At 70.6% G+C, this 13,605-nt stretch carries 11 protein-coding genes; 9 read left to right on the plus strand and 2 right to left on the minus strand.

The annotated features are described in order from the left end of the window. From infB to AC1DG4_RS02605, 3 genes are all read left to right on the plus strand, one after another. A partial coding sequence (gene infB / locus AC1DG4_RS02595; RefSeq protein WP_477421041.1) for a translation initiation factor IF-2 occupies positions 1-2,038 on the plus strand: 2,038 nt, incomplete at its 5' end. Between the two features lie 138 nt (positions 2,039-2,176). Next, entirely contained in the window at positions 2,177-2,608 is a 432-nt protein-coding gene (gene rbfA / locus AC1DG4_RS02600; RefSeq protein ID WP_477380846.1) for a 30S ribosome-binding factor RbfA, read from the plus strand. A 362-nt stretch (positions 2,609-2,970) separates the two neighbouring features. Beyond that, positions 2,971-4,932, plus strand: a complete 1,962-nt coding sequence (locus tag AC1DG4_RS02605; RefSeq protein ID WP_477380845.1) for a LuxR C-terminal-related transcriptional regulator — start codon at positions 2,971-2,973, stop codon at positions 4,930-4,932. A 54-nt stretch (positions 4,933-4,986) separates the two neighbouring features. Here AC1DG4_RS02605 and AC1DG4_RS02610 read toward each other — a convergent pair whose 3' ends face one another. Continuing rightward, positions 4,987-5,883 carry an HhH-GPD family protein gene (locus tag AC1DG4_RS02610; protein WP_477380843.1) on the minus strand — a complete coding sequence of 299 codons (897 nt, stop codon included), beginning with the start codon at positions 5,881-5,883 and terminating at the stop codon, positions 4,987-4,989. Between the two features lie 86 nt (positions 5,884-5,969). Between AC1DG4_RS02610 and truB the strand changes: the two genes are divergently transcribed. The 6 genes from truB (at position 5,970) to AC1DG4_RS02640 (ending at position 12,409) form a co-directional block, all read left to right on the plus strand. Next, on the plus strand, positions 5,970-6,866 hold the full coding sequence (gene truB / locus AC1DG4_RS02615) for a tRNA pseudouridine(55) synthase TruB (RefSeq protein WP_477380841.1): 897 nt from the start codon (positions 5,970-5,972) through the stop codon (positions 6,864-6,866). Further along, positions 6,863-7,234 carry a hypothetical protein gene (locus AC1DG4_RS02620; RefSeq protein ID WP_477380839.1) on the plus strand — a complete coding sequence of 124 codons (372 nt, stop codon included), beginning with the start codon at positions 6,863-6,865 and terminating at the stop codon, positions 7,232-7,234. The genes truB and AC1DG4_RS02620 overlap by 4 nt, the downstream gene beginning before the upstream one ends. 136 nt (positions 7,235-7,370) lie before the next feature. After that, positions 7,371-7,805, plus strand: a complete 435-nt coding sequence (locus AC1DG4_RS02625; protein ID WP_477380978.1) for a hypothetical protein — start codon at positions 7,371-7,373, stop codon at positions 7,803-7,805. Further along, the gene (locus AC1DG4_RS02630) at positions 7,802-8,779 is read left to right on the plus strand and encodes a bifunctional riboflavin kinase/FAD synthetase (protein ID WP_477380837.1); all 978 of its coding nucleotides are present in this window, start codon (positions 7,802-7,804) and stop codon (positions 8,777-8,779) included. Before AC1DG4_RS02625 ends, AC1DG4_RS02630 begins: the two co-directional genes overlap by 4 nt. A 214-nt stretch (positions 8,780-8,993) precedes the next feature. Next, the gene (locus AC1DG4_RS02635; RefSeq protein WP_477421043.1) at positions 8,994-11,159 is read left to right on the plus strand and encodes a DEAD/DEAH box helicase; all 2,166 of its coding nucleotides are present in this window, start codon (positions 8,994-8,996) and stop codon (positions 11,157-11,159) included. Between the two features lie 221 nt (positions 11,160-11,380). Beyond that, positions 11,381-12,409, plus strand: coding sequence for a 6-phosphofructokinase (locus AC1DG4_RS02640; protein ID WP_477380834.1), 1,029 nt, complete (start codon positions 11,381-11,383; stop codon positions 12,407-12,409). 162 nt (positions 12,410-12,571) lie between these two features. Here AC1DG4_RS02640 and AC1DG4_RS02645 read toward each other — a convergent pair whose 3' ends face one another. Next, the gene (locus AC1DG4_RS02645) at positions 12,572-13,492 is read right to left on the minus strand and encodes a hypothetical protein (protein ID WP_477380832.1); all 921 of its coding nucleotides are present in this window, start codon (positions 13,490-13,492) and stop codon (positions 12,572-12,574) included. Between the last annotated feature and the right edge of the window lie 113 nt (positions 13,493-13,605).

Genomic DNA, 13,605 nt, shown 5'->3' on the forward strand with positions numbered 1-13,605 from the left:
GGGCTTCCAGCGCCCCGGTGGCGCTCCGGCCGGCGGTTTCGCCGGTCGTCCCGGCGGTGGTGGCGGCCGAGGCCGCGGTCCCGGCGGCGGTACTGCCGGCGCATTCGGTAAGGGCGGCGGCAAGAGCAAGCAGCGCAAGTCGCGGCGGGCGAAGCGGCAAGAGTTCGAGATGCGGTCGGCGCCGGTCGTCGGCGGCGTCAACGTCTCCAAGGGCAACGGCGAGATCATCCGTCTGCGCCGTGGCGCGTCGATCGCGGACTTCGCGGACAAGCTCGAGGCCCTGCGCGGCTACACCGTGCAGCCCGGCACGCTCGTGACGATCCTGTTCAACCTCGGCGAGATGGCCACGGCCACCGAGTCGCTGGATGAGGCGACGTTCGAGGTTCTCGGCGCCGAGCTCGGCTACACGATCCAGATGGTCTCGCCCGAGGACGAGGACAAAGAGCTCCTCGAGGGCTTCGGTCTCGACCTCGAGGCCGAGCTGGAGGCGGAGAGCGAGGATGACCTCGAGATCCGYCCCCCAGTGGTCACCGTCATGGGTCACGTCGACCACGGTAAGACCCGACTGCTCGACGCGATCCGCCAGACCAACGTCATCGATGGCGAGGCCGGCGGCATCACGCAGCACATCGGTGCGTACCAGGTGTGGACCGAGCACGAGGGCATCGAGCGTGCGATCACCTTCATCGACACCCCGGGCCACGAGGCGTTCACCGCCATGCGTGCCCGTGGTGCGCAGGTGACCGACATCGCGATCCTCGTGGTCGCGGCCGACGACGGCATCATGCCGCAGACGGTCGAGGCGCTGAACCACGCCCAGGCGGCCGGTGTGCCGATCGTGGTCGCGGTCAACAAGGTCGACAAGCCCGAGGCCAACCCGGCGAAGGTGCGTCAGCAGCTCACCGAGTACGGCCTGGTCGCAGAGGAGTACGGCGGAGACGTCATCTTCGTCGACGTCTCGGCGCGTGCGAACACCGGAATCCAGGAGCTCCTGGACGCCGTGCTGCTCACCGCGGATGCCGGTCTGGACCTCACCGCGAACCCGAACAAGGCCGCGCGAGGCATCGCCATCGAGGCCAAGCTCGACAAGGGCCGCGGTTCGGTCGCGACCGTGCTGATCCAGTCCGGAACCCTCCGGATCGGTGACGCGATCGTTGCGGGCACCGCATACGGACGCGTCCGCGCCATGATCGACGAGAACGGCGACGCGGTCGAGGCCGCAGCTCCGTCCCGCCCGGTCCAGGTGCAGGGTCTGAACTCGGTCCCGCGTGCCGGCGACGTCTTCATCGTCACCGAAGAAGACCGCATGGCCCGTCAGATCGCGGAGAAGCGCGAAGCCGTCGAGCGCAACGCCCAGCTGGCCAAGGCCCGCAAGCGCATCTCGCTCGAGGACTTCACCCGTGCTCTCGAAGAGGGCAAGGTCGAGACGCTCAACCTCATCATCAAGGGTGACGTCTCCGGTGCCGTCGAGGCGCTGGAGGAGTCGCTGCTCAAGATCGAGGTCGACGACTCGGTGCAGCTGCGCATCATCCACCGTGGTGTCGGCGCCGTCACCGAGTCGGATGTGAACCTCGCGACGATCGACAACGCGATCATCGTGGGCTTCAACGTCCGTCCCGACCCGAAGGCCCGTGAGGCCGCGTCCCGCGAGGGCGTGGACGTGCGGTTCTACTCGGTCATCTACAACGCGATCGACGAGATCGAGAACTCCCTCAAGGGCATGCTCAAGCCGGAGTTCGAAGAGGTCCAGTCGGGTGTCGCCGAGATCCGCGAGGTGTTCCGCTCCTCGAAGTTCGGCAACATCGCCGGTGTCATCGTGCGGTCGGGAACGATCACGCGCAACGCCAAGGCTCGCGTCATCCGCGATGGCATCGTGCTCGCCGATGGCCTGGCCATCGAGTCGCTGCGCCGCTTCAAGGACGACGTCACCGAGGTCCGCACGGACTTCGAGGCGGGTATCGGCCTGGGCAAGTACAACGACATCCAGATCGGTGACGAGATCGAGACCACCGAGTTGGTGGAGAAGCCGCGCGCTTGATCGTCCGTGGTCACGCCTGAGGCACCCTGTGCCGGCCTTATGGGGCCCCGGTCCGCTTCGCGGACGCCCCAACGGTCGTCACAGGGTGCCTCAGGCTCCGCGCTCTCCTCAGAGCGCGATCGATGAGAGGGTAAGGACATGGCCGGAGAACGACAGGCACGACTCGCGGATCGCATCCGCGTCATCCTCGCTGAGCGGCTGGAGAAGGGGTTGCGCGATCCGCGCCTCGGCTTCGTGACCATCACCGACGTGCGCGTCACGGGTGACTTGCAGCACGCTTCCGCGTTCTACACCGTGCTGGGCACGGAAGAGGAGCGTGTGGCCTCGGGGGCTGCGCTCACCGCGGCGACCGGGTTGCTGCGTAAGGAGGTCGGGCGTCAGCTCGGCGTGCGCCTCGTGCCCACGCTGGAGTTCATCCCGGATGCTCTGCCCGAGAACGCCGACCACATCAGCGACCTGCTCCGTGAGGCGCGCGAGCGCGACGAGCAGGTCGCCGGCATCGCCGCCTCCGCCTCGTTCGCGGGCGAGGCCGATCCTTACGTGAAGCCGCGCGAAGACGACGAAGAGTAGATCCGATCGCGCCGCATCACGGCGCCGTGAGATTCGCAGAGAAGGCCTGGKAACACTGTTTCCCAGGCCTTTTCTTGTCTTTCGTCGCAACTGCGACAGTTCTTCGACCGGGTTCAAGAACCTTGGAGCCCGCGACGGGCTCTTGTAGCATCCCAGCACGTGCGCGATGGGGCGCACGTGCGAGCACAGCGGGGGGCTGGGCCATGGGGGACGCGAAGAGCGCGCGAGCGCGGGATCTGCGAGCGGGAAGCCGGTCGCCGACGAGGCGGAGGAATGAGGACGCCTCCGCCGAGCGGGGAGACATCAACGACCTCGCTCCGCATGTGCGCTCCGCGATCGACCGTGCCTGCGGAGGCGACGAGGTGGCGTCCGCGGCGGTGCGTGCTGCCCTGACCCCGGAGCAGCGGCGCGGATGGCGGGCACTGCCCGATCCGCTTCCGGCGATCCCTGCCGGCGAGGCGCACGCACGGCGCGCTCTTCCGGACAACATGGATCCGGGTCATGTGCTCACCCTCGCGCTGTGCGGGATCGGGTCGATACAGGTCCTGTGCGCGATCGCGGGGTGCGAGCCCGACCGGATCCCGGCGTCGGCCCTCGCGGGTCTTGTGCGATTGCGCGGCGGGCGCTTCCGGTTCGCGGATCCGGCGCTGCGGGTGGAGGTGCTCGCTGCGGCGACGTCGCAGGAGCGGTTGCGCGCTCACCAGTTGCTCGCGCAGGTTCTCCGGGACGCGGAAGAGGTCGATGCGGCGCTGTGGCATCGTGCGCGCGGCGCCGTGATGGGCGATCCGGCGCTGGTGGAGCCGCTCCTCGTGCTCGCACGCGCCGCGCTGCAGGAGGGGGACGCAACGCGCGCGTGGTCGCATGCGACCGAGGCCGCGGAGCACGCTCGGCCCGGCACGTCGGCGCACGCCGGGGCTCTGCTGCTCAGCGGGTGCGCGGCCCTGGCGGGAGGCTGGATCGAGGATGCCGTGGATCGCTTCGACCAGGCGCTGCGCATCGATCGCGGCCATCGCGGTGAGGCGGCGGCGTTCGTCCTGGCGCATGTCCTGCGGCACGGCACCGTTCCTGGGCCGGATCCGCGGCTCTCCGCCGAGGCGGTCCGCCACGGGTGCGGACTCGCCGCACTGCTGGGCGCGCCCTTCGGCGCGGCGCGGGGTGACCGCGAACCCGGCCAGCGATGGCTCGCGGCGGGTGCGCCGGGCGCCGGCGGCCCGGTGGCGGGAGCGGTCGATGGCGGAGCTGCCGTCCGTCGGGTGACGAACGCTCTCCGCGCCGGCCTCGACGGCGATCCGGACGCCGGGCTCCGCGCCCTGGCGGAGCCGGGTGCGGCTGAGAGCGCGGAGCCCCTGCTCGGCCTGCACGCGGACTCGGCGCTGCTTCGTGCACGGTGTGCGGTCGCCGAGGTGCTGCTGCACGTCTGGGCAGGCCGGATCGGCATCGCGCACGAGCTCCTGCGCGCCGCCGCTGCGGAACTCCCCGTGGCGCTCCCGTTCGGAGGGGTCGCCGTGTCCTTGTGCCGTCGACTCGAACTCGCCGTGGAGGGGCGTGTCGGACCGCTGCCGCTCGAACTCGCCGCGGCCGCGCCGTGGACGCCGGACTCCGACGGCTTCGTGGACCGCGCGATCGACGCCTATCTTCGGGGGCGCAGCGACGAGGCCGCCGTGCACATGGCGCTCTGGACCGATCGCGGCAGGCCCTCGGAGCGGTTCGGCCTTCCCGGATTGGACGAGATCGGACCGCTGGCGGCCTCGGTGGCGCAGGAGCCGCCCGAGGCGACGCTCGCGCGGGCGTTGCGTGACCGGGTCCGCTCCGCACGGGAGTCGTCCTGGCGCACGGATGTCGACGCCGTGGCCGCGGAGAGCCGGGGGATCCGCTCGCCGTTCGAACGCGCCAGGGTCGAGGCGCTGCTGGGGTCGACCGCCGCGGCGCGCGGCGACCGCAGCCGCGGGGTGCGGCACCTGCGCGCGGCGCTCAGCCTCTTCGAGGAATCCGGAGCGCTGGCGTGGCGGGGCATGGTCTGCCGGCGGCTCCGGGCGCTGGGGGAGCGTCGGCAGCCCTCCGCCGCGGACACCAGCGCAGCGGGGGACGCTGCGCCGTCGTCCCTGGAGGTGTGCCGGGCGATGTGGGAGCCCATCCTCACCGCGCGCGAGCTCGATGTCGCGCTCCTCATGGCCGAGGGGCGAACGAACAAGGAGATCGCGCTCGCCCTGCATGTGTCGGTGCGGACCGTGGAGGTGCACGGTGGGCGGATCTTCGCCAAGGTCGATGTGCGCACCAGGCACGAACTGACCGTGCTCGCGCATCGCACCGACCAGCACCTCTGAGTCGCGGCCGTCACGGGCAGCCACGGCGTCACGGTCGCGACGGACGCGACCAGGTCAGCGCGGGAGCAGGAGCTCTCCGTTCGCCGCTTCGAGGAGCCCGTCGGCGATGAGGGAGTCGATCGCGCGATCCCGCTGGACCGCATCCGGCCAGTCCGGGAGGACCGTGTCGGCGGGCAGCCGGTGGCCCTCGGCGTGTCGCAGCGCGCGGAGCACGCCGCCGCGCGCTTGCCGGTCCGACCCCTCGTACTTCGCCTGCCTTCGTCGCCGGTCCTCGCCGTCGGGGAAGCCGGCAGCGCGCCAGGCGCACTGCTCGGCGAGCGGGCAGCGTGCGCAGTCCGCGCTGCGGGCGGTGCACACGGTCGCCCCGAGCTCCATGGTCGCCGCGTTCACGACGGCCGCTTCGACGGAATCGTCCGGCAGCAGGGCGAGCATGTCGTCCAGATCGCGTCGCGAGGGCGGATCCGGCTGGGCGCGCCCGTGCACGACGCGCGCGATCACGCGGCGCGTGTTCGTGTCGACCACGGGGTGGCGATCGCCGAACGCGAACACCGCCACGGCGCGCGCCGTGTAGTCGCCGATGCCGGGGAGTGCCAGCAGGGCGGGCACCTCGCGCGGCGTGACGCCCGCGTGCTCATCGCGGATCGCCGTCGCTGCACGGTGCAGCCACAGCGCCCGGCGTGGATAGCCGAGGTTCGCCCACTGCTGCAGCACCTCGGCCGGGGTCGCCGCCGCGAGCGAGAGCGGATCCGGCCAGCGTGCGAGCCAGGCCTCCAGATGCGGGATCACCCGGCTCACGGGCGTCTGCTGCAGCATGAACTCGCTCACCAGCACGCCCCACGCGCCGTACCGGGCGAGGTACTCCGCCCGTCGCCAGGGCAGATCCCGTGCGTGCTCCCGGTACCAGGCGATCAGCGCGGACGCGGTCGAAGGGGAGGCGGGGGAGTCGGGCACGGGAGTCCACGCTACCGCGCGAGGGAGCTCCTCCGTCCGGCGAGGAGTCGTCGAATCCCGGATCCCGGGGCCTCTAGGCTGGGAGAATGGCAACCAGCGGGATCCTGCTCGTCGACAAGCCGGGCGGGATGACGAGTCACGACGTCGTCGCCCGCACCCGCCGCGTCTTCGGCACGCGCAAGGTCGGGCACGCCGGCACGCTCGACCCCATGGCCACGGGCCTGCTCGTGGTCGGCATCGAGGCAGCGACGCGTCTGCTCACCTTCGTGGTCGGCGCCGACAAGACCTACCTCGCCACGATCCGCCTCGGTCAGAGCACCGGTACGGACGATGCCGACGGAGAGATCCAGGCCTCGGCGGATCCGGAGCGCATCGCCGCGATCACCCCGGACGAAATCGCCACCGGAATCGCCGCGCTCACGGGCGCGATCTCGCAGGTGCCCAGTGCCGTCTCCGCGATCAAGGTCGACGGCCGCAGGGCCTATGACCGGGTGCGCGCGGGGGAGGACGTCGTGCTCGCGGCCCGCGACGTGGTGGTGTCCCGCTTCGACGTGCTCGACGACCGTCCAGGGGACGGAGGCGTGCGCGACCTCGACGTGGTCGTGGACTGCTCGTCCGGAACCTACATCCGCGCCCTCGCCCGTGATCTCGGTGAAGCCCTCGGTGTCGGTGCACACCTCACGGCGCTGCGCCGCACCAGGGTCGGCCCGTTCGACGTGGCCGACGCGTCTTCGCTCGACGACCTCGCAGAGGCCCGTCCGCTGACCGCGGCCGATGCCGCGGCCCTGATCCTCCCCGTCCTCGAGGTCAGCGCGCAGGAGGCCGTCGACCTGCGTCACGGCAAGCGCCTGGTCGGCCAGCGTACGAGGCTCCAGGGCCCGCGCGCCGCGGCGATCGATCCGGACGGCGCCCTGATCGGGGTCGTCGAGCGCCGGGGCGATGATCTGAAGAGCGCGATGAACATGCCGGAAGGGGCGTCATGATCCTCTGGTTCACGGCCGTCCAGCTCGCGGTCGCCGTCGCGGCCGGTCTGCTGTGCCTGATCATGGGCTTCGCAGGCAAGCGTCCCAACGACTGGACGGTCGGATCCCTCGCCCTGATCGAACTGCTGCTCGTCGTGCAGGTGGTCCTGGCGATCGTCTCCCCGTTCGCCGGGAACCCGGCCCTGGGCGATCCGCTCGAGTACGGCGTGTATCTCGTCTCGGCGGTCCTGCTGCCGATCGGCGGAGCGATCTGGGCGCTGCTCGAGCGCTCGCGGTGGAGCACGGTGATCATGGGCGTGGTCGCGCTCGCGCTGGCGGTGATGATCTGGCGCATGCAGGTCATCTGGATCACCCCGATCGGCGGCTGAGCAGAACCGCGCGCGCGGACCACAGGTCCTCGCGTTCCGTAGAATGGACTCCGCCATGAGCACCGCGCGACCCTCGACCCCGTCCGACTCCGCCCCCCAGCCGGAGGGCTCCTCCGTCGCACCGGCCCGACCCCGCATGCGCGGCGTGGGCCGCGTGCTCGTGATCGTGTACGCGGTCATGGCTCTGGGCGCCACCGGCCGGTCCTTCGTGCAGATCGTGCGGGCCTTCGACGAGGCGCCCCTCGCGTACTCCCTTTCCGCAGCCTCCGCCGTCGTCTACATCGTCGCCACCCTCGCGCTGATCGGCGCCGGACGTCCCGGCTGGTACCGCGTCGCGTGGGTCGCCATCGTGTTCGAGATGATCGGCGTCCTGGTCGTGGGCACCCTGAGCCTGACCCACCCCGCCCTGTTCCAGCACCAGACCGTGTGGTCGCAGTACGGCCTCGGCTACGTCCTGATCCCGCTGTTCCTGCCGATGGTCGGGCTGTGGTGGCTGGTCACGCACCGCCCATCCCGCACGGTGCTCGCTGTGGCGGATGACATGGCCCCGTCGGACGGATCCATCGCATGATCGTGTTCCGCGACCCTTCCGAGATCCCCGCGGACTTCGGACGCACAGTCGCCGCGATCGGCAAGTTCGACGGCGTGCACTCCGGGCATCGCGCGGTGTTCCGCCGCGCCCAGCAGGACGCGGCGCGGATCGGCGCGAAGACCGTGGCGGTGACCTTCGACCGGAACCCGCTGAGCGTGCTGCGCCCGGACCGGTGCCCCGACGATCTCGTCTCCGTCGAGCGCAAGATCGAGCTGCTCTCCGGATGCGGACTGGACGCTGTTCTCGTGCTGACCTTCGACGAGCAGCTTGCCTCGCGCACGGCGGAGGACTTCGCGCAGACGATCCTCGTCGATGCGCTGCGCGTGGCCACCGTCCTCGTCGGGCGCGACTTCCGGTTCGGCAGCGGCGGCAAGGGCACGCCGGCACTGCTGGCCGAGCTGGGCACGCGGCGCGACTTCAGCGTCGATGTGATCGAGGACGTCTTCCTGGAGGGCACCGATCGGCGGGTCTCCTCATCCTGGGTGCGCGAACTGCTCTCGGCGGGGGACGTGGCGCTCGCGGGCGCCGTGCTGGGCCGCCCGGTGTCGGTGCGCGGGGAGGTCGTTCACGGCCTCAAGCGCGGCCGCGACCTCGGCTTCCCGACCGCCAACCTTCCGACCCTCCTGGATGAGATGGTGCCGGCGGACGGCGTCTACGCGGGCCGACTGGTGGACCACACGACCGGGGTCGTGCACCCCGCGGCGATCTCCGTCGGGACCAACCCCACATTCGACGACGTGCTGCAGCGCCAGGTCGAGGCGCACGCGATCGACAGCCCGGACCTGGACCTCTACGGGCACGATGTGACGGTCGAGTTCACCCACCGGCTGCGGGGGATGACGGCCTTCGACAGCATGGACGCGCTCGTCGCGGGCATCGCCTCCGACGTCGCTCAGGCGCGGATCCTGCTGGGCGTGACAGAGCCGGATCCGGCGAACTCGCCCGCCGAGTGACCGCAACAGGGCTCGCGTGGCGTAAACTGACCCCGAACCCGTTGTGATCGACGTGCGCGATGCACGCCTGCGGGGTTCTCGTCCGCTCGGTCTGCGATGCCTCTCGGCAGCCGCCCGTCCGCGGACACGCATCGTCGGGACGGAGCATCGTCCAGGCGGTCATTTTCGGACAGTCGCCGTCCTCTCGGAGACGGCATCCACGCTCAGGAGGAGCATGCCGACCACGGCGACCGCCACTCGGCGGAAGAAGACGGCTCGTCGAGACGAGGACGCGCCGCTGATCCCGATCCTCGCGCGCAAGGTGCGCGAGATCGAGGCCAAGGCCCAGCACGGGAAACTCGGTCCGACCAATCGCGTCAAGTTCCAGGTGATCGCGTTCCTGGTGCGCGAAGAGCGCGCCAGGGCCAAGGGCGACGCCGGACTCGGCGACTCCGCGCGGGCGGAGCAGCTCAAGCGCCTCGACGGCGTGGGGACGATCCTCGCGAAGACCGCCGCGCGTGACACGTCGCTGATCCAGCTGCTCGAGGCGGACCAGGCGACGAGCCCCGTCGCGAAGCGGATGCGTCGTGACTGGCTGCTGGAGTCCGGCGCCGAGCTGGCTCCCGAGGAGCTCGTGATCGCCGACGTCGTCCGCGTGCAGCAGGCGCCGGTGGTGCCGGCAGCGCTCGCGGAGCGCCAGGTCACGCCGCCGTCGGTGGAGTCGCGGATGCTGGCGAACCCGTTCCTCGCCCCGGATCTCACGCCCCGCGCGGCGGTCACGCCGCGACGCCGGCTGGACGGCTGGGAGCTGATGGGCCCGCTGTACAAGGCGTTCGAGTCGGGTGCGGGCGGCACGGTGGCCTCGATGGAGCTGCCTCCGCTGCCCGAGTACGACCACCTCTCGCCCAAGGGCCTCGAGGTGATGGTGCACCAGTCCCGCTTCCTTGAATCGGTCAGGGCCGGACATCGCTCGTTCCTGCTCGCCGATGAACCGGGCCTCGGCAAGACCGCGCAGTCGGTTCTCGCCGCGTCCATCGCCCACGCCTATCCGCTGCTCGTTGTCGTGCCCAACGTCGTCAAGATGAACTGGGCGCGCGAGGTGGAGCGGTGGACCCCGCAGCGACGTGCCGCGGTGATCCAGGGCGATGGTCAGGACGTCGACGCCTTCGCCGACATCTTCATCGTCAACTACGAGATCCTCGACAGGCACCTGTCCTGGCTCGGTGAGATCGGCCTGCGCGGCATGGTCGTCGACGAGGCGCACTTCATCAAGAACCTGTCGTCGCAGCGCTCGCAGAACGTGCTCGCTCTGGCATCCCGGATCAGGGAGCAGTCGGCGGGCTCGCACCCCCTCCTCATGGCGCTCACCGGAACGCCGCTGATCAACGACGTCGAGGACTTCGACGCGATCTGGCGCTTCCTCGGCTGGACCAACGGCGAGCGGCCCTCCGCGGAGCTCGCGGACAAGCTCGACGCCACCGGGCTGACTCCCGCGGACAAGGCGTTCTACGGCGAGGCCAGGGACGCGGTCATCTCGATGGGCATCGTGCGCCGCAAGAAGAAGGACGTGGCCGCCGACCTCCCCGACAAGCTCATCGCGGATCTGCCGGTGCAGCTCGACGACGAGTTCGGTCGCGGGATCCGTCAGGCCGAGCGCGAGCTCGGGGCGCGGATGGCGGCGAAGTACCGCCGGATCATCGAGGCGCGCTCCGCCTCCGACCGGTCCCTGAGCCCGTCGAAGGGCTCACACGGCGAGATCGACGAGGACATCGTCCGACTCGTCGCGCACAGCGAGCTCGAGGAGTCGAAGGCGGCCGGCACCGGGGGAGACAACGTCTTCACCATGGTGCGCAAGATCGGCCAGGCCAAGGCGCTGCTCGCCGCGGACTACGCGGCGCAGTTGCAGCGCTCGGTCGGCAAGGTCGTGTTCTTCGCCAAGCACGTCGACGTGATGGATCAGGCCGAGGCGCACTTCGCCGCGGCCGGGATCCGCTCCGTGTCGCTGCGCGGCGATCAGACGGCGATCGCGCGACAGCAGGCGGTCGACGCCTTCAACGGCGACCCCGACGTCGGGATCGCCGTGTGCTCGCTCACCGCGGCCGGCGTCGGCGTCAACCTGCAGACGGCCTCGAACGTGGTGCTCGCCGAGCTCAGCTGGACCGCGGCGGAGCAGACCCAGGCGATCGACCGCGTGCACCGCATCGGTCAGGACGAGCCGGTCACGGCGTGGCGGATCATCGCTGCGCACACGCTCGACACGAAGATCGCCGAGCTCATCGACCAGAAGCAGGGGCTCGCGGCGCGAGCGCTCGACGGCGAGGCCGTGGAGGAGGGCGCGAGCGAGTCGGTCCAGCTGGCGGCACTCATGCACCTGCTGCGCGAGGCGCTCGGCGGCGACTGACCGCATCCCGTCACAGCTCGTCAAGAACGGCGCTTCTTCTCCTGGTTTCGGAGGCGGAGGCGCCGTTCTTCGTCAAGAAGGTGAGAACTCCGCGAAGGGGCGGGTAAGAACTCCGCTTTTCGGCGTCGCGGAATGGCGCGCGGGAGTCGATCGGCACTAGGGTCGAACGAGGCAACGGTGCCGCGCTTCCATCCCCCCCTTCCCCTTCCCGAGGACGACCCATGAAGATCGGCATCCTGACCAGCGGTGGCGACTGCCCCGGCCTGAACGCGGTCATCCGCGGCATCGTGCTCAAGGGCACCACGAACTACGAGCTCGAATTCGTCGGTGTCCGCGACGGCTGGCGCGGAGTCGTCGACGGCGACTTCTTCCCGCTCACCCGGCACGAGGTGAAGGGCCTGAGCAAGGTGGGCGGCACGATCCTCGGCACGAGCCGCACCAATCCGTACGAGGGACCGCGCGGCGGCGCGGAGAACGTCGCGAAGACCCTCGCCAAGCACGGGATCGACGGCATCGTCGCGATCGGCGGTGAGGGGACTCTGGCCGCCGCGGACCGCCTCTCGAACGACGGGATCCGCGTTCTCGGCGTCCCCAAGACCATCGACAACGACCTGCGGGCGACCGACTACTCGTTCGGTTTCGACACCGCGGTGAACATCGCCACCGAAGCGATGGACCGCCTGCGCACCACCGGCGACTCGCATCAGCGCTGCATGGTCGCCGAGGTCATGGGCCGCCACGTCGGGTGGATCGCCCTGCACGCAGGCATGGCCACGGGCGCGCACGTGATCTGCATCCCCGAGGTGCCGATGTCGATCGAGGAGATCTGCGACCTCGTCACCCGCGCGAGCGACCGCGGTCGGGCGCCGCTGGTGGTGGTGTCGGAGGGCTTCAAGCTCAAGGGCATGGACCAGGCCTTCAGCGACAAGGGCCTGGACGCCTTCAACCGTCCGCGCCTCGGCGGCATCAGCGAGATCCTCGCCCCGGAGATCGAGAAGCGCACCGGCATCGAGACCCGCTCCACGGTGCTCGGCCACATTCAGCGCGGCGGTTCGCCCTCGGCGTTCGACCGCGTGCTCGCGACCCGTCTGGGGCTGCACGCGGCGGACGCCCTCGTGGACGGCGATTGGGGTCAGATGGTCTCCCTGCGCGGCACTGACATCGTCCGAGTCCCGTTCGCCGAGGCGCTCGGCGAGCTGAACACCGTCCCGCTGTCGCGCTACGAGGAGGCCGCTGCCCTGTTCGGGTGAGCGCTGGTTCGTCACCGTGTCCCACTTTCGGTCGCACCGTGTCCCACTTTCGGTCGTACCGTGTCCCACTTTCGGTCGTACCGTGTCCCACTTTCGGTCGTGAATCCGGGGATCCGGAGCCAGAAGTGGGACACGGTCGGTCAGGTGAGGGGACGCGGCGGGTCAGCCGGGCATCCCGGGGCGCCAGCCGGCGTCCAGTAGCGCGTACCTCACGCGCTCCACGGCGGCGGGCCGGTGGCCCTCCATGTGATGCGACAGGACCCGGACGAGAGTCCAGGACGCGCGCCTGATCGCCTCCCAGCGGTCGGCGTCGCGCGCGAACTGCTTCGGATCCGTAGCGTGCTGGCGACCGTCGTACTCCGGCGCGACCCGCCAGCGCGGGTAGGCGAGATCGAGCCTCGCGATGAACCCACCCCGCGGGTCGCGGAGTTCCCAGCCGGGGATCGGCTCGGGGAGCCCCGCCCGAACGATCGCGAGCCGGAGCTTCGTCTCGCGCGGTGATTCGACCCCGATGCGCGCGTCCGCCAATGCACGCCTCAGGATCCCGCTGCGGACGTCGCCCATGCTGCGGAGCTCTTCGCGCAGATCGTCCGCCTCCGCGAGTCGCCGAGCGGGAAGGAGGAGATGATCGGCTGCGGCGATGAGGTTGTCGAGGGGCCAGAGCGGACCGCATTGCCGCCAGGCCCGCACCGGATGCTCGACCGGCAAGCCGTCCGGCGTCACGATCGTGGCCGGCTCTCGGCGTTGTAGTCGATGTCCGACGATGCCACGAACCCGGGGCTCGCGGGCGGGACGATGCGTGCTGACGTGGATCCCCAGCCGATGGGGGTGCCCGGGCAGCGCGACTCCGAGCAGCGCAAGGGCGGTCTCGTGCGAGAAGAACTGATCGTCGCGCAGTCGCGGAAGATAGTCCCGGCAACGGTCGCGATACTCGGACGCCGACCCGAGGTCGCGGAGCCGACGCGTACCCGGGAAAGGCGCCTCGAGATCGGATCCGCGCAGTCTCCCGCGCGTGACGCCGAGTGCTCTGGCCTCGGCGACGCTGAACCGCGGACCGAGTACCTCAGGAACGGGATCGCGCATGCCCCCAGCGTGGACGGCGTCAGCCGCTGATGGTGAGCCCCGCACGGGATCCGTGGAGTGCCCCTGATGTTACGAGCCTGTGCGGAACGACTTCGACTCACCGACCATGTCCC

It is taken from the genome of Microbacterium sp. 05N427 (genome assembly GCF_056397105.1).